Source organism: Actinomadura sp. WMMB 499, assembly GCF_008824145.1.
In the GTDB taxonomy this organism is placed as follows: Bacteria; Actinomycetota; Actinomycetes; order Streptosporangiales; family Streptosporangiaceae; genus Spirillospora.
The window spans coordinates 5,718,737-5,737,497 of the sequence record NZ_CP044407.1 but is presented as its reverse complement, the minus strand read 5'-3'; the positions used below and the strand labels follow the sequence as shown (position 1 = coordinate 5,737,497).

The 18,761-nt window shown below is 72.5% G+C and carries 17 protein-coding genes; 5 read left to right on the top strand and 12 right to left on the bottom strand.

The window, feature by feature from the left end:
- Positions 1–41: 41 nt before the first annotated feature.
- The 7 genes from ptsP to nagA all read right to left on the bottom strand — a co-directional run bounded on the left by ptsP (position 42) and on the right by nagA (position 5,771).
- Positions 42–1,736: a phosphoenolpyruvate--protein phosphotransferase gene (gene ptsP, locus F7P10_RS25825; RefSeq protein ID WP_218040141.1), complete on the bottom strand. Its 1,695-nt coding sequence runs from the start codon at positions 1,734–1,736 to the stop codon at positions 42–44.
- Positions 1,729–2,001: an HPr family phosphocarrier protein gene (locus tag F7P10_RS25820; RefSeq protein WP_151013008.1), complete on the bottom strand. Its 273-nt coding sequence runs from the start codon at positions 1,999–2,001 to the stop codon at positions 1,729–1,731. Before F7P10_RS25820 ends, ptsP begins: the two co-directional genes overlap by 8 nt.
- A gap of 29 nt (positions 2,002–2,030) precedes the next feature.
- Positions 2,031–2,729, bottom strand: a complete 699-nt coding sequence (locus F7P10_RS25815) for an HAD family phosphatase (protein ID WP_151013006.1) — start codon at positions 2,727–2,729, stop codon at positions 2,031–2,033.
- Positions 2,720–3,169, bottom strand: coding sequence for a PTS glucose transporter subunit IIA (locus F7P10_RS25810; protein WP_151013004.1), 450 nt, complete (start codon positions 3,167–3,169; stop codon positions 2,720–2,722). Before F7P10_RS25810 ends, F7P10_RS25815 begins: the two co-directional genes overlap by 10 nt.
- A gap of 108 nt (positions 3,170–3,277) precedes the next feature.
- Entirely contained in the window at positions 3,278–3,511 is a 234-nt protein-coding gene (locus tag F7P10_RS25805) for a glucose PTS transporter subunit EIIB (protein WP_151013003.1), read from the bottom strand.
- Between the two features lie 65 nt (positions 3,512–3,576).
- A complete protein-coding gene (locus tag F7P10_RS25800; RefSeq protein ID WP_151013001.1) occupies positions 3,577–4,617 on the bottom strand; it encodes an SIS domain-containing protein in 1,041 nt (346 codons plus the stop codon).
- Positions 4,614–5,771: an N-acetylglucosamine-6-phosphate deacetylase gene (nagA, locus tag F7P10_RS25795; protein WP_151012999.1), complete on the bottom strand. Its 1,158-nt coding sequence runs from the start codon at positions 5,769–5,771 to the stop codon at positions 4,614–4,616. The genes F7P10_RS25800 and nagA overlap by 4 nt, the downstream gene beginning before the upstream one ends.
- Before the next feature lie 159 nt (positions 5,772–5,930).
- Between nagA and F7P10_RS25790 the strand changes: the two genes are divergently transcribed.
- From F7P10_RS25790 to F7P10_RS25775, 4 genes are all read left to right on the top strand, one after another.
- Positions 5,931–7,274, top strand: a complete 1,344-nt coding sequence (locus F7P10_RS25790) for a PTS transporter subunit EIIC (RefSeq protein WP_151012997.1) — start codon at positions 5,931–5,933, stop codon at positions 7,272–7,274.
- A gap of 185 nt (positions 7,275–7,459) precedes the next feature.
- Positions 7,460–8,197 carry a GntR family transcriptional regulator gene (locus tag F7P10_RS25785; RefSeq protein ID WP_151012995.1) on the top strand — a complete coding sequence of 246 codons (738 nt, stop codon included), beginning with the start codon at positions 7,460–7,462 and terminating at the stop codon, positions 8,195–8,197.
- A 21-nt stretch (positions 8,198–8,218) separates the two neighbouring features.
- Entirely contained in the window at positions 8,219–9,784 is a 1,566-nt protein-coding gene (locus tag F7P10_RS25780) for a PTS transporter subunit EIIC (protein WP_151012993.1), read from the top strand.
- A 235-nt stretch (positions 9,785–10,019) separates the two neighbouring features.
- Positions 10,020–10,526 (top strand): Rv3235 family protein, encoded by a 507-nt coding sequence (locus F7P10_RS25775; RefSeq protein ID WP_151012991.1) that lies wholly within the window; start codon positions 10,020–10,022, stop codon positions 10,524–10,526.
- A 62-nt stretch (positions 10,527–10,588) separates the two neighbouring features.
- On the opposite strand, the gene secA is transcribed toward F7P10_RS25775, so the two are convergent.
- The gene (secA, locus tag F7P10_RS25770) at positions 10,589–13,480 is read right to left on the bottom strand and encodes a preprotein translocase subunit SecA (RefSeq protein ID WP_151012989.1); all 2,892 of its coding nucleotides are present in this window, start codon (positions 13,478–13,480) and stop codon (positions 10,589–10,591) included.
- Between the two features lie 183 nt (positions 13,481–13,663).
- On the opposite strand from secA, the gene F7P10_RS25765 reads away from it, so the two are divergent.
- Positions 13,664–14,002, top strand: a complete 339-nt coding sequence (locus F7P10_RS25765) for an HGxxPAAW family protein (protein WP_151012988.1) — start codon at positions 13,664–13,666, stop codon at positions 14,000–14,002.
- A gap of 215 nt (positions 14,003–14,217) precedes the next feature.
- Here the strand turns inward: F7P10_RS25765 and F7P10_RS25760 are convergent, their stop codons facing one another.
- The 4 genes from F7P10_RS25760 to F7P10_RS43470 form a co-directional block, all read right to left on the bottom strand.
- Positions 14,218–15,393: a winged helix-turn-helix domain-containing protein gene (locus F7P10_RS25760; RefSeq protein WP_254716018.1), complete on the bottom strand. Its 1,176-nt coding sequence runs from the start codon at positions 15,391–15,393 to the stop codon at positions 14,218–14,220.
- A gap of 75 nt (positions 15,394–15,468) precedes the next feature.
- Entirely contained in the window at positions 15,469–16,125 is a 657-nt protein-coding gene (locus tag F7P10_RS25755) for a response regulator transcription factor (RefSeq protein WP_218040725.1), read from the bottom strand.
- 606 nt (positions 16,126–16,731) lie between these two features.
- Complete coding sequence (raiA, locus tag F7P10_RS25750; protein ID WP_151012984.1) at positions 16,732–17,400, bottom strand: ribosome-associated translation inhibitor RaiA; 669 nt, start codon at positions 17,398–17,400, stop codon at positions 16,732–16,734.
- 715 nt (positions 17,401–18,115) lie between these two features.
- Positions 18,116–18,475: a phosphoribosyltransferase family protein gene (locus F7P10_RS43470; RefSeq protein WP_254716017.1), complete on the bottom strand. Its 360-nt coding sequence runs from the start codon at positions 18,473–18,475 to the stop codon at positions 18,116–18,118.
- Between the last annotated feature and the right edge of the window lie 286 nt (positions 18,476–18,761).

Here is an 18,761-nt window from a genome sequence, read left to right as displayed (position 1 = left end):
CGGGGCGGGCGCCCCGGCGGCCGGACCTCGAACGACGGACCTCAGACGCCCAGTTCGTCCAGGCCGGGGAGGTGCTCGCGGGCGAGGTCGCGCGCCTGCGCGGCGCTGCGGCCGGCGCGCGCCGCAGCGGCGGCGTCCCGGCACTGGTCCAGGGTGTGCCGGGCCAGGGCCGCCCGCACCAGCGGCAGGGACGGGGCGCTCATCGACAGCGACGTCACGCCGAGCCCGACGAGCACGCACGCGAGGGCCGGGTCCCCCGCGGCCTCCCCGCACACCCCGCACGGGACGCCCGCCGCGGCGGCGGGGGCGACCAGGTCGAGGACGGCGGGCTGCCACGGATCCTGCAGGTGGGCCAGGTTGCCGATCTGCCGGTCGGCGGCGCACGCGTACTGCGTCAGGTCGTTGGTGCCGATGCTGAAGAACGACACCTCCGACGCCAGGTCGCGGGCGCGCAGCGCGGCGGCCGGCACCTCGATCATGACGCCCGCGCTCTCGATCCCGGCCTTGCCGCACTCGCGGGCGAAGAACGCCGCCTCCGCCGCGTCCGTCACCATCGGCGCCATGACCTGCAGCTTCGCGGTCGTCCCGGCGGACGCACGGGCGAGCGCCCGCAGCTGCGCGGCGAGCACGTCGGGGTGCGCGAGCGCCATCCGCAGGCCGCGCTCGCCGAGCGCCGGGTTGGGCTCCTCGCCGGGGGGCGGCAGGAACGCGAGCGGCTTGTCGGCCCCCGCGTCCAGCGTGCGGACGACCACGCGGCCGTCCGGGAACGCCTCCAGCACCTTCCGGTACGCCTCCTCCTGCTCCGCGTCGGACGGCGGCGCCGCCCGGTCGAGGAACAGGAACTCGGTGCGGTACAGGCCGACGCCCTCGGCGCCGTTCGCGAGCGCCGCATCGACGTCCTTCGGGCCGCCGATGTTCGCCAGCAGCGGCACCGGGTGCCCGTCCTTCGTGGCGCCCGGCCCGGTCGACTCGGCCAGCGCGGACGCGCGCGCCGCGGCGGCCGCGCGGGCGGCGTCGACCTCGGCGCCGGACGGGTCCGGACGGACGGTGCCCGCGGCGCCGTCGACGAGCACGGGGGTGCCGTCGGCGAGGGAGGTCGCGCCGGGCAGGGCCACGACGGCGGGCACGCCCATCGTGCGGGCGATGATCGCGGTGTGGCTGGTCGGGCCGCCCTCCTCGGTGACGAACGCGACGACCTTGCCGGGGTCGAGGACGGCGGTGTCGGCGGGGGCGAGGTCGCGGGCGACGAGCACGAACGGTTCGTCCGACTCGGGCACGCCGGGCATCGGGAGCCCGAGCAGCCGCGCGATCGTCCGGTCGCGGATGTCGTCGAGGTCGGTGACGCGGGCGGCGAGGTAGTCGCCGGCGCCCGCGAGCATCTCGCGGTACACGCCGAACGCCTCGAACACCGCGCGGGCGGCGGCCGTCCCCTCGCCGGCCTTCGCGCGGACGCCGTCGGCTAGCCCGGGGTCGCGGGCCATCATGGCCTGCGCGCCCAGCACGTCCCGCCCGTCGGTGTTGCCCGCCGCGGCGGCGCGGTCGCCGCGCTCCTCGAGGTCGGCGGCGACGGCCTCGAGCGCGGCGAGGGCGACCGCGGTCTCGGCCTCCGCGTCGCCCCCGTGCCGGTCACCGGACGGCGGCTCCGGCACCGCGCCGGCGATGCCGCGCACCGGCCCGAACCCCACACCCGGGCTGACGCCCGCTCCCCGCAGCACGCCCGGCACGCCCTCAGGCACCTTCGGGCTCCGGCGTGGCCAGCAGCGCCTCCAGGCTGTCGAGCAGCGCGTCCGCCTCGTCGCCGGCGGCGGAGATCACGACCTCCTCGCCGTGCCGGGCGTCCAGGCCCAGCACCGCGAGGATGCTCTTGGCGTTCACCGGCTCCCCGCCGCGCTTGGCGACGGTCACGTCCATCGGGGCCTTCGCCGCGGTCTGCACGAACAGCGCGGCCGGACGCGCGTGCAGGCCCACCTTCGACTCGATCCTCACATTGCGCTCGCTCACTGCACACTCCTCACCGGACGCGTAGTCCCTCACGGTCGCGCGCCGGACGCGGGCACGCTCAGCGCGGGCCCCGGCGCGACGTTCACTTCCTTCAGGTCGGCGACCACGTGGTCGGCCGCGGCGAGCGCCATGGCCGGCTGGGTCGTGGTGATGCCGACACAGGTCATCCCGGCCGCCTTGACGGCCGCCACCCCGGCCGGCGCGTCCTCGAAACCGATCGCCTCCGCCGGGGGGACACCGAGGTCGCGGGCCGCCGCCAGGTACCCCTCGGGGTGCGGCTTGCCGGTGGCGACGTCCCCGGCGGTCAGCACGATGTCCAGCAGGTCGCGGATGCCGAGGACGGCCAGCAGCCCCTCCGCGTACGCGCGCTGCCCGGACGTCACGACGGCCAGCGGCAGCCCGGCGTCCGCCAGCGACCGGACGAGCTCGACGGCGCCGGGGACGGGTTCGGGCGGCGGCATCCCCGGCAGCGACTCGTAGGAGATCGCCTCCTCGAACAGCTCCTCGGCCGTCCGGCCCGGGAACATGTGCTGCAGGTCGCGCAGCACCTCCAGGCCGCGGCGCCCCGCGAACGAGGCGATCAGCTCCTCGTCGTGGGGCACGCCGTGCGACGCGAACAGCTTGCGCCACATGACGCGGTTGCGGGGTTCGCTGTCGATCAGGGTGCCGTCGAGGTCGAACACCGCGGCGCGGAGCGGGAGCTCCAGCGCCCTGCTCTCTACCGCCATGTGAAGAGCTCGGCCCCCTTCGCCACCTCGCCGGACTCGACGACGTCCGACAGCGCGCCGTCGCCGGCGTCCAGCGCCACCACCGCGCACACCGGCGAGCGGCCCCCCGCCTCGATCGCCGCCGGGTTCCAGCCGACCAGCGGCTGCCCGGCGGTCACCGCGTCGCCCTCGGCGGCGAGCAGCTCGAACCCCTCGCCCTTCAGCTTGACGGTGTCGATGCCGAGGTGCACGAGCACGCCGTGCCCCTCGTCGTCCACCACGACGTACGCGTGCGGATGCATCTTCACGATCTTGCCGGTGACGGGCGCGATCGCCCGCCCGGGACCGCGTTCCGGATCGACCGCGGTGCCGGGTCCGACCATCGCCTGCGCGAACACCGGGTCGGGCACCCCGGCCAGGCCGACCACGCGGCCGGACACCGGGGACAGTACTCGGGTCATGTGGGGGCCCCTTGCCGTTCGTTGAGCGCCGTTCGTTGAGCGCCGTTCGTTGGGACGTCGCCGTTCGTCGAGCCGTCGCCGTTCGTCGGGACGTCGCCGGACGGGTCGTCAGTCGAGGATGTCCTCGATGTCGCTGGCGATCGTGTCGGCCTCCGGGCCCACCACGACCTGCACGACCGACCCGCTCTTCATCACGCCGAACGCGCCGGCCGCCTTCAGCGCCGCCTCGTCGACCTTGCCGGGGTCGGAGACCTCGCTGCGCAGCCGCGTCGCGCACGGCTCGATCTCCTCGATGTTGTCGGCGCCGCCCAGCGCGGCGACGATCGCCTCGGCCTTGTCCATGTCGTCTTCTCCTCGGTCCGGTGGGATGGACCCTGTGGTGAACGGGTCTTCGGGGGTGCCGGCGCTCAGGTCGTCTGAGTCACCTTGTTGAGGCCGCGCGGGACGTCGGGGTCGAGCCCGAGCCGGCGCGCCAGGTTCTCGACCAGGATCTGGCCGGGGACGATCAGGCCCAGCGGCGCCACCCACTCGGGCAGGCCGGGGCCGGGCAGCGCCGCCGTGGACGCGGCGGCCAGGCCCGCCCCGCCGCCGACGCCGTACACGGGCGCGCCGGTGCCCCGCACGCGCTCGGCGAGCGCGATCGTCCCGGGGAGCGTCGGGCCGGAGTCGGCGGCGACGAGCAGCGCGGGCGTCCGTTCGTCCACGACCGCGATCGGGCCGTGCAGCAGGTCCGCGTAGGACAGGCCCATCGCGTGCAGGTAGCAGGCCTCCTTGATCTTCAGCGCGAGTTCCAGCGCGGTGCCGAACGCGATCCCGCGTCCCGACACCACCGCGCCCTGCACGTCCGCCAGCTCCGCCACGATCCGGGGCAGGGCCGCGGACGCCTCGGTGGCCTCGATCAGCCCCGCGACCTCGTCGGGCGCCCGGCGCAGGTCGTCGGCGGCGACGTCGGCGCCGAGACCGAGCCCGAGGACCGACAGCGCGGCGAGCTGCGTGGTGTACGTCTTGGTCGCCGGGACCGCCTTCTCCGCACCGGCCCTGGTGATCAGCGCGACCTCGGCGGCCTCCGCCAGCGGCGAGCCCTCGCCGTTGGTGATCGCCACGGTGCGGGCGCCGCAGTCGGCCGCCCAGTCCAGCGTCTCGACGATCTCCTCGGTCTTGCCGGACTGGCTGATCGCCACCGCCAGCACGCCCGACAGGTCCAGGCGCCGCCGGTAGGTCGTCGCGATCGACGGCGCGGCGAGGGTCGCCAGCCGGCCCGCGTGCGCCTCCACCAGGTACCGCCCGTACACGGCCGCGTTGTCCGACGAGCCGCGGGCGATGAACAGCACCCGCCGCGTGTCCGCCGCGAGCTTCGCGAGGTCCGCGGTGCGCGGCAGCAGCGCGTCGATCGTCCGGCGCAGCGCGTCCGGCTGCTGGCCGATTTCGGCGCGCATGAGGCTGGTCATGAATCCCCTCCGAAGACTTTCTGCCCGTTGATCCAGGTCGCATGCGCCCGGTGGTCCGGGCCCAGATGCACCAGGTCGGCGGCCGCGCCGGGCGCGATGCGGCCGAGGTCGGGGCGGCCGATCAGGTCCGCGGGGACGCGCGTCGCGGCGTCCACCGCCGCGGCCGGGTCGACGCCGATCGCGATCGCGTTGCCGACCGCCTCGTCCAGCCGCAGGCCCGAGCCCGCGATCGTCCCGTCGGCGCGCAGCGGCGGGCCCTGCTCGGGCATGGTGATCGGCTCGCCGCCCAGGTCGTAGGTGCCCGGCGGCATCCCGGCGGACGCCGCCGCGTCGGTGACCAGGACGGTCCGTCCGGCGGCGGAGCGGAACACGAGCCTCGCGGCCGTCGCGGACACGTGGTGCAGGTCGAGGATCAGGCCCGGGCTGAGCCGGTCGTCGACCAGCGCCTGCGCGGCGACGCCCGGGTCGCGGTGGTGCACGCCGGACTGCGCGTTGAAGATGTGGGTGACCTTGCGGGCGCCCGCGTCCGCGGCAGCGGCGACCTGCTCGGCCGTCGCGTCGCTGTGCCCCACGCTGACCAGGACGCCCGCGTTCGTGAACGTCCGGATCGCGTCGAGCGCGCCGTCGCGTTCGGGCGCGAGGGTCACGAGCTTGACCAGGCCGGTCTCCAGGATGGTCGCGATGTCCGCAGGCGCCGGGTCGGTGAGGAACGCGGCGTTGTGCGCGCCCTTGCGCTTCTCCGACAGGAACGGCCCCTCCAGGTGGACGCCCAGGACGCGCGTGCCGTCCGGGAGCCGGGGCAGCAGGTCGCGGGTGCGGCGCAGCGCGTCCGCCTGCGTCGCGACCGGCGCGGTGATGAACGTGGGGAGGAACGACGTCACGCCGGTCTCCGGGAGGCGCGAGACGACCGTGCGCCAGCCGTCCTCGCCGGCGTCGACCATGTCGTGGCCGTAGAACCCGTTCACCTGGAGGTCGACGAGGCCGGGGGCCAGCAGGCCGTCGCGCAGTTCGACGTCCGGCGTCCCGTCCGGGCGGCCCTCGCCGACCTCGGCGATCACGCCGTTCTCGATCCGGACGTATCCCGGGGAGAGCACGCGGGTAGTACCCCCGCCAGGGGTGGTGATCATGCTTTCGGCCGTGATCAGTAGTGACATCTCTGCGCACGCTCCGTGACGCGGTGGTCGCTGGTCGCCGCCTCGGCGACTGGTCTAGTCCGGACTAGACCAGCAGCACCATACTGCACGAATCGGATGCAACTAAAGATGTCGGCCCGAACTCCTCCCGTCGGGCCCGTTCGGGGAGGACATCGGCGCATGAGCACCGCGACCGCGGCCGGCGACGGCGATACGGGCGGCGACGGCGGGGCGCGCCGCGCCTGGTCGGCGACGTTCGGCGTGCTGCAGCGCATCGGGCGCAGCCTCATGCTGCCGATCGCCGTGCTCCCCGCCGCCGGCATCCTGCTGCGCCTCGGCCAGCCCGACCTGCTCGGCGCGGACGGCCTCGGCTGGGACCGCGTCGCCGAGGTGTTCGCCGCCGCCGGCGGCGCCCTGCTCGACAACCTCGCGATCCTGTTCGCCGTCGGCGTCGCCATCGGGTTCGCGAAGAAGTCCGACGGCTCCACCGCCCTCGCCGCCGTCGCCGCCTACCTCGTGTTCGACCGCGTCTCGAAGGTGATGTTCGCGCACACCGAGGAGCTGCGCGCGTCGGTCGTCCAGGAGGTGCGGCAGGAGGACGGGTCGCTGGAGGAGACCGTCGCGTACGGGCTGCAGAACCCGACGCAGGTCCTCGGCGGCATCGTCGTCGGGATCATGGTCGCGCTGCTCTACCAGCGGTTCTACCGGGTCAAGCTGCCGTCGTGGCTCGCGTTCTTCGGCGGGCGCCGGTTCGTCCCGATCGTCAGCGCCGCATGCGCGCTGCTGCTCGGCGTCGTCTTCGGGTTCGTCTGGCCGACGCTCGGCGGCTGGATCAACGACTTCGGCGACTGGCTCACCGGCGCGGGCGCCGTCGGCGCCGGGCTGTACGGCGTCGCGAACCGGCTGCTGCTGCCGTTCGGCCTGCACCACATCCTGAACTCGCTCATCTGGTTCGTCTTCGGCTCGTACCGGGAGCCGGACGGCGACGTCGTCCACGGCGAGATCAACCGGTACCTCGCGGGCGACCCGGACGCCGGAACGTTCCTCGCCGGGTTCTTCCCCGTGCTGATGTTCGGCCTGCCCGGCGCGGCCCTCGCGATCTGGCGCGCGGCGCCGGAGCACCGCCGCCCGGCCGTCGGCGGCATCATGATCTCCGCCGCGCTCACCGCGTTCGTCACCGGCGTCACCGAGCCCATCGAGTTCTCGTTCATGTTCGTGGCGCCCGTCCTCTACGGGATCCACGTCGTGCTGACCGGCGTCTCGATGGGCGTCCTCGCGGCCCTGGACGCCCAGCTCGGGTTCAGCTTCTCGGCCGGGCTCATCGACCTGCTGCTCAACGCGACCAAGAGCAACACCCGGCACCTGTGGCTGATCGTCGGAGTAGGCGTCCTGTACTTCTTCCTCTACTACGCGATCTTCTCCTTCGTCATCAAACGGTTCGACCTGCCGACGCCCGGGCGGGAACCGGAAGAGGACTCGCCGCCCGAATCCCGACCGGACGACTCGTCGCGACGGGCTCGCTGACCTGCGAGAACATCGATCTTGCGAGGCCGTTTCCGAGGTCGGTCCCGAGATCGTCCCGTTATCTTTTCGTGCATTGACATGCGTTTCCGCCTTGTGGTCTAGTCCGGCCTAGACCAGTCCGAAACCAATACGAAGCCGAACACATCCGACGATCATCGATCCGGCTCCGGCCGTCGAGGACCCCCGTGACCATCGATCCGCACAGTCCCGTCCCGAAGTACTTCCAGCTCCGCGCGATCCTGCTCGACCTCATCGAGAGCGCGGAGCTGCCCGTGGACGCCCCGATCCCCTCGGAACGCGAACTGTGCGCCCGGTACGAACTGTCCCGGATGACCGTCCGGCAGGGCGTCGACCAGCTCGTCACCGAGGGACGCCTCTACCGCGTCCCCGGCAAGGGCACGTTCGTCGCCCGCCCCAAGATCGAGATGCCGCTGCGGCTCGTGTCGTTCACCGAGGACATGCTCGCCCGCGGCCTGCGCCCCGGCGCCGTCGACCTGGACCGCCGCACCGCCCCCGCCGACGCGCACCTCGCCCGCGTCTTCGGCGTCGACCCCGGCACCCCGATCCACGTCATCGAACGGCTGCGCACCGCCGACGGCGAGCCGATGGCCCTCGAACGCGCCCACATCCTCGCCTCGATCGCCCCCGACCTCCTCGACCGGCGGCTCGCCGACCGCTCCCTGTACGGCGTGCTCGAAGCCGTCTACGGCATCGTCTTCGACGCCGGCGACCAGACCATCGACGCCGGCCTCGCCGACGCCGCCGACGCCAAGCACCTGCAGATCGCCAAGGGCAGCGCCGTGCTGCTCCTGCAACGCCGCTCCTACACCGGAGGCGTGTGCGCCGAACTGGGCGTGTCGACCTACAGAGCGGATCGCTACCAGATCCACACGGCCCTCGGAAACCCCCCGCCGAACTCCTAACCCCCAAGGAGGAACCCCCCGATGACAGCGACAACCGTGGACTCGGCGCCACGCCGAGGGTCGAGCGTGCTGGCGGTGCTCCAGCGCATCGGCCGCAGCCTGATGCTGCCGATCGCCGTCCTGCCCGCCGCCGCGCTGCTGCTGCGCTTCGGCCAGGCCGACATGCTCGGCGCGGACGGCCTCGGCTGGGACCGCGTCGCCGAAGTGTTCGCCGCCGCGGGCGGCGCCCTGCTCGACAACCTCCCGCTCCTGTTCGCCGTCGGTGTGGCGATCGGGTTCGCGAAGAAGTCCGACGGCTCCACCGCCCTCGCCGCGGTGGTCGGCTACCTGGTGTTCGACCGCGTCACCAAGGTGATGTTCGCGGACACCGAGGAACTCCAGGGCAGCGTCGTCATCACCAAGATGGTCGACGGCACCGAGACCCAGGCCATCGACTGGGGCGCCAAGAACCCGACCCAGGTGCTCGGCGGCATCCTCATCGGTCTCATCGCCGCCCTGCTCTACCAGCGGTTCTACCGGATCAAGCTGCCGACCTGGCTGGCCTTCTTCGGCGGCCGCCGGTTCGTGCCCATCGTCACCGCGGGCGCCGCGCTCGTCCTCGGCGTCGTCATCGGCTTCGCCTGGCCCCTCCTCGGCGGCTGGCTGACCGACTTCGGCGAGTGGATCACCGGCGCGGGCGCGGCCGGGGCCGGCATCTACGGCGTCATCAACCGGCTCCTGCTGCCGTTCGGCCTGCACCACATCCCGAACTCGCTCATCTGGTTCGTGTTCGGCGAGTACCAGACGGGCGACGGCACCGTCGCCACCGGCGAGATCAACCGGTACCTCGCCGGGGACCCGGACGCGGGCGGCTTCCTCGCCGGGTTCTTCCCCGTGCTGATGTTCGGCCTGCCCGGCGCGGCCCTCGCGATGTGGCACGCCGCACCCAAGCACCGTCGCCCGGCCGTCGGCGGCATCATGATCTCCGCCGCGCTCACCGCGTTCGTCACCGGCGTCACCGAGCCCATCGAGTTCGCGTTCATGTTCGTCGCGCCGCTGCTGTACGGCGTGCACGTCGTCCTGACCGGCATCTCGATGGCCATCCTGGAGGCCGCCGGAGCCCAGCTCGGCTTCGGGTTCTCCGCGGGCCTCATCGACCTGCTGCTGAACGCGAGGAAGGACAACACCGAAGGACTGGTGCTCATCCTCGGGATGGGCGTCCTGTACTTCATCCTCTACTACGTCATCTTCCGGTTCATGATCCAGCGGTTCAACATCCCGACACCCGGCCGCGAACCGGACGACGAGGAGTCGGTGGCCGCCGACCCCGCCGCCGACCCGGAGATGGCCGGTGCCGTCGCGGGCAAGGCCAAGGGCAAGGCCCGCAAGGGTGGCGGCGGCACGGCGCCGCCGGCCGACGGCGGGAGCACGCAGACGGCCGTCGCCGGCGACCCCGGTTCGACGGACGACTCCGCGACGGGCGACTCCGCGACGGGCGACGCCGGTTCGGCGAGCGACTCCGGTGGCTCCGGTCCGTCCGGTGACTCCGGTTCGTCCGGTGGCTCGGGCGACGCCGGTTCGCCGCCGGACAACCCGTCGAGCAGCTGAACCATCCCCGGACGGCCGCCCCATCGGCCGTCCGGCCCCGCGAGTCCCGGCTCCCGCAGCTCCCATCGGGACTCACCCCGCGGCGGCGGGGCGCCCACCCGGGCGCCCCGCCGCCGCTCTTTCCGGGCGCCTCCGGGAGCGGGACATACATGCTCGGCCGCATCCGGCCACCACGTATCAGCGGGAGGCTCTCGCGCCTCTCTGTCTCGGCAGCACCCGAGCAGGAGGTCCCCCCATGAGCCATCGCCCGCACCCGAGCCGCCGTACCCGTACGGACCGCCGGCCGGACGCGTCCACGGTCGTCCGCATCGGGCGGAACCGTCCCGGTCCCGAGACGGACGGCGCCCTCGCGCTCGCGCGGGTCCCGGGCGTGCAGGCCGCCGAGACCCCGCTGCGGCTGGTGCGGGCCGGCGACGACGCGGAGGCCGAGGTGCGCCGCGTCGCCGGCGCGGCGGTCCTGATGGTGGCCGAGACCCTCGCCGGGATCCGGCCGCCGACCCGGCTGTCGCTGATCGCCGTCGCCGAGGTGTGCCACGCGCTGGACGCGCGCCGCCCGGCCCGGCCCGCGCGCCGGATCGTCCCGCCGCGCGTCCTCGCCACGTGGCTGCAGCGGCCCGCGCCCGGGGCGGCCGAGACGGGCGCCGTCATCGTCGTCGCGGGCCGCGTGCACGCGCTCGCGCTGCGGCTGGAGCACCTGCGCGGCCGGTGGCGCTGCACCGCCGTCGAGACCACGGCCGCGTAGGAGCCGCACGCGCGAAACGGCCCCCGAGGGATCCCTCGGGGGCCGACTCGTGTGAGCGTTCCCTACTTCTTCGCGCGCGGGTCGCCGTGGCAGCGCTTGAACTTCTTGCCCGAGTCGCACGGGCACGGGTCGTTGCGCCCCACACCGGCGTACGGGTCGTCCTGCTCCTCGCTGTGGGTCTCGACGCCGCCCTCACCGTCGACGGTCGGGGCCGAGTACTCCAGCTTCTTCGGACGGTCCGGCTCGCCGAGGCCCTTCGCGACGATCGCCGGGGCCTCCTCGGTGTCCTCCTCGGCCTTCGCGCCGTCCTCGGTCTCCTCCTCGGCGGCCTCGTCCTCGGCCGTCCCGGCCGGGGACGACTTGGCCACCGACACCGGCGCGGCGCCGACCTTCGGTGCCTGCGGCTGCTCCTCCACCTCGACCTCGAGGTTGAACAGGTAGCCGACCGACTCCTCCTTGATGCCGTCGAGCATCGCGTTGAACATGTCGAAGCCCTCGCGCTGGTACTCGACCAGCGGGTCGCGCTGCGCCATGGCCCGCAGGCCGATGCCCTCCTGGAGGTAGTCCATCTCGTAGAGGTGCTCGCGCCACTTGCGGTCCAGGACCGACAGGATGACGCGGCGCTCCAGCTCCCGCATCACCTCGGCGCCGAGCGTCTCCTCGCGCTTCTCGTAGGCGTTCTGCGCGTCCTCGCGGATCTTCGCCGCGAGCGTCTCGGCGTCCAGGTTCGAGATCTCGCCGCCGGCGGCGTCCTCGACCAGCTCGTCCACCGTCATCGAGACCGGGTAGAGCTGCTTGAACGCCTTCCAGAGCTTCTCCAGGTCCCATTCCTCGGCGAAGCCCTCGCCGGTCGCGCCCGCGACGTAGCCGCCGACGACCTCGTCGATCATCCGGCGGATCTGCTCGTGCAGGTCCTCGCCCTCGAGCACCTTGCGGCGCTCGGCGTAGATGACCTTGCGCTGCCGGTTCAGCACCTCGTCGTACTTCAAGACGTTCTTGCGCATCTCGAAGTTCTGCTGCTCGACCTGGCTCTGCGCCGACTTGATCGCGTTCGTCACGATCTTGGACTCGATCGGGACGTCGTCCGGGATGTTCAGCCGCGTCATGATCGCCTCGACGCGGGCCGAGTTGAACAGCCGCATCAGGTCGTCCTCCAGCGACAGGTAGAACCGGGACTCGCCCGGGTCGCCCTGCCGGCCGGACCGGCCGCGCAGCTGGTTGTCGATCCGCCGCGACTCGTGCCGCTCGGTCGCCAGCACGTACAGGCCGCCCGCCTCGACGACCTCCTCGTGCTCGCCCTTGACGGCCTCCTTGGCCTTCTCGAGCGCCTCCGGCCAGGCCGTCTCGTACTCCTCGGGCGTCTCCAGCGGCGACAGGCCGCGCTGGTGCAGCTCCAGGTCGGCGCGGAAGTCGGGGTTGCCGCCCAGCATGATGTCGGTGCCGCGGCCCGCCATGTTCGTCGCGACGGTGACGCTGCCCTTGCGGCCCGCCTCCGCGACGATCGTCGACTCCTGCTCGTGGTGCTTGGCGTTCAGCACCTGGTGCGGGACGCCGCGCCGCTTGAGCATCTTGCTCAGCCGCTCGGACTTGTCCACCGACGTGGTGCCGACCAGGACCGGCTGGCCCTTCTCGTGCCGCTCGGCGATGTCGTCGACCACGGCCTCGAACTTGGCCTGCTCGGTCTTGTAGACGACGTCGGCGACGTCCTCGCGGATCATCGGCTTGTTCGTCGGGATCGGCACGACCCCGATCTGGTACGTCTTGTTGAACTCGGCCGCCTCGGTCTCCGCGGTACCGGTCATCCCGGACAGCTTGCCGTAGAGGCGGAAGAAGTTCTGCAGGGTGATCGTGGCGAGCGTCTGGTTCTCGTCCTTGATGGACACGCCCTCCTTGGCCTCGATGGCCTGGTGCATGCCCTCGTTGTAGCGGCGACCATGGAGAATGCGGCCGGTGAACTCGTCCACGATCAGGACCTCGCCGTTCATGACGACGTAGTCCTTGTCGCGCTTGTACAGCTCCTTGGCCTTCAGCGCGTTGTTGAGGAAGCTCACCAGCGGGGTGTTCACCGAGTCGTACAGGTTGTCGATGCCGAGGTAGTCCTCGACCTTCTCGACGCCCGACTCGGTGATGCCGACCGTGCGCTTCTTCTCGTTCACCTCGTAGTCGCCCGGGCCGTACTCGTCGACCTGGCCGGCGGTGCTGACCAGCTCGGCCCGCTTCAGCCGGGGGACGATCTTCGCGAACTCCGCGTACCACTTGGAGTTCTGCTCGGCCGGACCCGAGATGATCAGCGGGGTCCGGGCCTCGTCGATCAGGATCGAGTCGACCTCGTCGACGATCGCGAAGTTGTGGCCCCGCTGGACGCACTCGTCCAGGCTCCACGCCATGTTGTCGCGCAGGTAGTCGAAGCCGAACTCGTTGTTCGTCCCGTAGGTGATGTCGGCGTTGTACGCGGCCCGGCGCTCGTCCGGCGTCATCTGCGGGAGGATGACGCCGACCTCGAGACCGAGGAACTGGTGCACGCGGCCCATCCACTCGGCGTCGCGCTTGGCGAGGTAGTCGTTCACCGTGACCACGTGAACGCCCTTGCCGTCCAGCGCGTTCAGGTAGGCCGGGAGCACGCAGGTCAGGGTCTTGCCCTCACCGGTCTTCATCTCGGCGATGTTGCCCAGGTGCAGCGCGGCTCCGCCCATCACCTGGACGTCGTAGTGCCGCTGCCCCAGCACTCGTTTCGCGGCTTCGCGGGCGGTCGCGAACGCCTCGGGGAGCAGTTCGTCCAGGCTCTCGCCTTCGGCGATGCGTTCCCGGTACTTGTCGGTCAGCTCGCGCAACTCGGCGTCGCTCATATCGAGGAAGTCCTCCTCGATCGAGTTGACCTGATCCGCGAGCTTCTTGAGCTTGCGCAGGGTTCGTCCTTCGCCCGCACGAAGGATCTTGTCGATGACTGGCGGCACTCTCGAAGGCTCCTTGCAGATCGTGGTTGACCGCCGCTCCCGGCGGCACGCACACCACACGTACGATGCCCATCGTAGGCGAGACCCAGAATGGTCTAGCTCACTCCCGCGGCGCAATCGTTGCGCCCCGTTTGATCCTCCGGGTCACGGAGAGGATCTTCCTTACGACCGAGGGAGGCGCAAATGTCCGAAGATGCAAGCGGATCGCACGCCGGACGCCCCGGATCCTGGCTCGCCGTGTCGATCATCTTCGCCGGGTTCGTCGTCGGCGGCGTGGCGCTCTGCATCGGCCCCGCCTGGATCATGTTCTGGGTCGGTGTCGGCATCGTCGTGCTCGGAATGATCGTCAGCGGTTTCGTCCACCTGTTCGCGGACGTCGTCGTGGACGCCCCCCGGGTGATCCCCGAAATCGTCGACTACTCGCTCTTCGGCTCCCGCACGGACAAGCGCCGCGGCGGCCCGCGGGGCGAGGCGCTCGACCGTCCCGTCGCCACGGACCCTCAACGAACCCCGCACGGCTGATTGTTCCCGTGCCGGCGGCCGTACCCGGGCGTGCTCGCCCGGGTACGGTCCCGGCACTCGCGGCTGCGGCCGCGCACCGCCGGGCCCCTCGGCCCGCACCTTCCCGCACGGCCGCCGGCACGGCACCGTACCCCGCCGAGCGTTCCGCCGTTCCCGCCACCGGCTGCCACTCGACACCGGTGTCCGGTGCGCCGCGGGGCGGCACCGTCCCGCCGTCAGCGCCCGTGCCGCACCGCCGCCGACACGAGGGCGGGGTCGGCGTCGACGCGCTCCACCCGGACGTCGTCGCAGCCGACCCACGCGGCGGCGCGCCACAGCGCGGTGCCGAGCGCCGCCGCGGACGCCTCCGCCCGCGCGGGCGTCCGCACCGCCCACGGTTCGAACGACGCCTGCCGGGCGACGAGGGTGCGGCCGTCGCGGGCCGGGTCGACGCGGCCGATGAGGCGCCCGCCCGCCAGCAGCGGCATCGTGAAGTAGCCGTGCACCCGCTCGGCCTTCGGCACGTACGCCTCCAGCCGGTGATCGAACCCGAACACCCGTGACGTCCGGGCGCGGTCCCACACGAGCGAGTCGAACGGCGACAGCAGCGTCGTGACGTGCCGTCCGCGGGCCGGGGCGTCCAGCGCCGAGGGATCGGCCCAGGCGCGCCGGCCCCATCCGGCGACCTCCACCGGGACGAGCCCCGTCCCGTCGATGACGCGGTCGACTTCGTCCTGCCGGATCCGGTAGTAGTCCGCGAGGTCCGCGCGCGTCGCCACCCCGAGCGCCCGTCCGGCCCTCGCCACGAGCTCCGTCAGGCACGCGTCGTCGTCGGGGTCGCGGGCGAGCAGTTCCGCGGGGACGGCACGTTCGGCGAGGTCGTAGACCCGGCGCCAGCCGACCCGCCGCACGCAGACGACCTCGCCGACATCCAGGAGCCATTCGATGCCGATCTTCTGGTCGCTCCAGTCCCACCACTCGGCGCTCGCCTTCGCACCGCCGAGCTCCCGGGTGGTGAGCGGGCCGTCCGTCCGCAGCCGCTCGCGGACGACGTCGCACACGCCTTCGGGCACTTTGTGCCAGCGCCAGCCGCGCCGCGCGTACGCGCGGCGCCGGAACGCGAACAGCGGCCAGTCGTCCAGCGGGAGCACCGACGCCGCGTGCGCCCAGTACTCGAACGCGGTCGGCGTCCCGTTGCCCCAGTACGCCGTCTCGACCGGCCCGCGCCCCACCGGCCCGAGGCGCGCGTACGGGACCAGCTCGTGGGACCGCGCGAGCACCGAGATCGTGTCGAGCTGGACGGCGCCCAGCCGCCGCAGCATCGCGGGCACCCCGCCCCGGCTCCGCGCCCCCAGCAGTCCCTGGGCTCGCAACTGCAGCCGTCTCGCCTCGTCCGCACTGAGCTCGATCACGCCCGCGATGCTACGTCACGACACCGACAAACTGCGTTTACCGGTCGCCCTCGGGTCCGTGGTGCGAGGCCGCCGTCAGGTGATCTCCAGGAGCTTTTCGCGGACGGCATAGACCACGGCCTCCATCCGGGAGTGGAGCTGGAGCTTCTCCAGGATGTTCCGGACGTGGTTCTTGACCGTGTTCTCCGAGATGAAGAGTTCGCGGGCGATCTCGCGGTTGCCGAGGCCGCGGGCGACCAGGCGCAGGACTTCCATCTCCCGCTCGGTGAGCTTGGGGGCGGGTACCTGCTGGGTGCGTTCCTCGCTGCGTTTGGCCAGGGAGGCGAACTCGGTGATGAGTTTGGAGGCCATGGACGGGCTGATCAGCGACTGGCCGCCGTGCACGGCGCGGACCGCCTGCGGGACCTCGTCGATGGAGATCTCCTTGAGGAGGTAGCCGGTCGCCCCGGCCTTGATGGCCTCGAAGAGGTCCTCCTCCTCGTCGCTGATCGTCAGCATCACGATCTTCGCGCTCGGCGCGGCGTCCTTGATGGCGGTGCAGGCTTCGATGCCGCTGCGGCGGGGCATCCGGATGTCCATCAGGACGACGTCGGGAAGCAGGTCGCCCGCCATCTCGACGGCCTCGTGCCCGTCCCCGCCCTCGCCGATGACCTCGATGTCGTCCTCCTCCTGGAGGACCATTTCCAGGCCGCGGCGGAACAGCGCGTGGTCGTCGACGATGAGCACCCGGATCGGGTCGGCCGGATCGGCCGGCCGCGCCGCCTCCCGGTCGGCGGGGGCCGCGCCGGCGCCGGCCTTTCGGGATGCCGCCGCGGAGCTGCGAGCCTCGGGATTCTCGCTCACCTGAGTCGCGGCGTGGAGGAGACGCCGCTTCCCCCCTTCACTTTGGGTGATCTGGGATTACCGGAGGGTCGGTACCGGGGCGCTCCCGGGACCGTGCGGGGTCCGGGGTCGCCCCCGGGGAAGTGCGTTCGTGCCCGGGGCTGCCCGGGGGTCGGTGTCCGGGGCGCCTCGCGGCGTCCGGACGGGGGTCGGGAGGCCCCGGAGGAGGGCCTGATCCCGGAATCGAGCCGTTGCGGTCGCCTCCGATCGGATCTGCGGTTTGTGTCGTCCTCGGGAACCTAAAGGGTCCGAAGGCGGATCCAGGGGATTTCGGTCGGGTGTCTCCCGGAGAACTGCCGCGAGGCCCGAGGAGGTTCCCGGCGCGCGCTCCGGGCGCCGACACGGGGCGGTGGCTCGGACGGGCGGGCGGGGACCCTCCCGTCCGGGCCACCGCGCCCGGATCCGGCTGTAGGTCTCTAGATCATGACATGGTTCGGACGCTCGGCGAGCGCCTAATCACTCTTCGACGAGCCTGATCACTCCGTAGTCCCAGCCTCTTCTCCGGTAGACGACCGAGGGGTGACCGGAGGCCTTGTCCCGGTACAGGTAGAAGTCGTGCCCGACGAGCTCCATCTCGAACAGCGCCTGCTCGATGCCCATCGCCTCGGCCTTGTGGAACTTCTCGCGGACGACGACGGGCCCGTCGCCCTCCATCGGGATCGGGACGATGTTCTCGTCCGCCGAGACCGGGGTCCCGGGGTCGGGCCGCTCCTGGACGGCCGTGCGCTCCGCGCGCGCCGCACGCGGCGGCGGCTCCGGCGCGGGCGGCGGCGGCTCCGGGATCGGTTCCATCGTCGCGAGCTTGGCGCGCGCCTTGCCGCCGTGGCTCTTGCGCCGCTCTCCGTCGCGGCGCAGCCTCGACTCGAGCTTGTCCAGCGCGAGGTCGAGCGCTCCGTAACGGTCGTCGGCCGCCGCCTCGGCCCGGATGACCGGGCCCCGGGAACGGATCGTCAGCTCCACTCGCTCGCGCTGGTCGGCGAGACGCGGGTTGTGCTCCTCCGACACCTCCACATCCACGCGGATGACCTTCTGGTTGAGCCGCTCGATCTTGGCCAGCTTCGTGTCGACGTGCCGGCGGAACCGGTCGCCCACATCGGTGTGCCGGCCCCTCACGGTGATGTCCACGCGGGACTCCCCCCTTCGCCCGGTTGCGTTCTTCGCCCTGACCGGGGGCCCTGACGTCCCCGGTTCGGGCGCCACAGCACGGTGGGTCGCACCCGCCCGGCCGACCTGGTCTTCGTCCCCACATCCGCCTGCTGAGGGGCTCGCGGCGCTCTCGCCACTACTGCCCTTCTCCCGGTTCGGGGGATGTCGGATCCCCCGACGGGGCAGGACTTACCTCTAAGGCGCACCGTGATCGGTCGACGAGAAGTCGCCTTACGTGGGCCGTTTCGCCTGCGCCTGGCATCGGCTAGCCGGATCGTCTGCCGCGTTCCCGAGGAACGCTGCGATCCGACGCAACCACGGACCCGGGCGGGTGCCATGTCAGGAACGCTAACCCCTTACGCCACGAATGTCAGGGGGGTGAGGCGAGGAAAAACTCACGGTCCGTCATGGGTGATCTCCGCAGCGACGTTCCAGGCGCCCTCCACGGCGCCGTCACGAGCCGTGATGCGCCCGGGGCACGGGCTTCGCGCACACTGCTCCCCTGCAGGTCAGATCGACCTGACCCACGGGTGAGTTTGCGCGATATCTACTCCCCTCGCCGTGTCTCACGCCGGTCGCGCCCGGACCGACCCCCGTCCCTCCAGAAGGGCGACCACGCTAGGTAACTACCTGTCGAACCTTCGGACATACGTGAAGAAAGTCACCATTCGCCTTCACCCCCATCGGCGCGGTGTCACGGCCGCCGGCGCGGTGTCATCGCGACCGTGGCCGCTCCGACCAACTCGGCCCCGGCCGCGCGCAGGGCTCGGGCCGCCTCCGACAGTGACGCTCCGGTCGTCACCACGTCGTCCACCAGGACGACCCGCCGTCCGGCGACTGGCGCCCGCACCTCGATCGCGCCCCGCAGGTTGGCCGCCCGCTGCGCCGCCGTCAGGCCCGCTTGGTCGGCCACCCGTCGCCGCTGGCGCAGCGCGTTCACCGCCCTCACGGCCGCGCCCTCCGCCCGCAGCCGCCGCACCGCCGCCTCGGCCACCTCCCCGGTCGCGTCCCGCCCTCGCCGCCGCAACGCCCGCCGCCCCGAAGGCACCCACACCACCCACACCTCCGCACCCACTCCTGGCGGCGGGGCCCGTCCATGGCGCGTGGCCGGCTCGTCCCGTCTGGCCCGTTCGCCGCTTCCCGCTGTTCGGGGCTGGGCTCCGGTAGCCGGCGCGGCGTGCATGCCCGGTTGGGCGTGCTTGGCCGGCGTTCGCTTGGCCGGTCCAGCGGGTCGGCCGGGGTCCGGCTTGTTCGGTGGAGTGGCCGGACCTGTCGTCGCGGGGTCTTCGGTGGGTGGGGGCAGGGCGGCCCTGAGGGCTGTCGCCAGGGCCTCGCCCAAG

Excerpts from the sequence above, each read along its gene's own strand:
- F7P10_RS25815 (WP_151013006.1), bottom strand. The coding sequence starts at position 2,729 with ATGGCGGTAGAGAGCAGGGCGCTGGAGCTCCCGCTCCGCGCCGCGGTG.
- F7P10_RS25810 (WP_151013004.1), bottom strand. The coding sequence starts at position 3,169 with ATGACCCGAGTACTGTCCCCGGTGTCCGGCCGCGTGGTCGGCCTGGCC.
- F7P10_RS25805 (WP_151013003.1), bottom strand. The coding sequence starts at position 3,511 with ATGGACAAGGCCGAGGCGATCGTCGCCGCGCTGGGCGGCGCCGACAAC.
- F7P10_RS25800 (WP_151013001.1), bottom strand. The coding sequence starts at position 4,617 with ATGACCAGCCTCATGCGCGCCGAAATCGGCCAGCAGCCGGACGCGCTG.
- nagA (WP_151012999.1), bottom strand. The coding sequence starts at position 5,771 with ATGTCACTACTGATCACGGCCGAAAGCATGATCACCACCCCTGGCGGG.
- F7P10_RS25790 (WP_151012997.1), top strand. The coding sequence starts at position 5,931 with ATGAGCACCGCGACCGCGGCCGGCGACGGCGATACGGGCGGCGACGGC.
- F7P10_RS25780 (WP_151012993.1), top strand. The coding sequence starts at position 8,219 with ATGACAGCGACAACCGTGGACTCGGCGCCACGCCGAGGGTCGAGCGTG.
- F7P10_RS25775 (WP_151012991.1), top strand. The coding sequence starts at position 10,020 with ATGAGCCATCGCCCGCACCCGAGCCGCCGTACCCGTACGGACCGCCGG.
- F7P10_RS25765 (WP_151012988.1), top strand. The coding sequence starts at position 13,664 with ATGTCCGAAGATGCAAGCGGATCGCACGCCGGACGCCCCGGATCCTGG.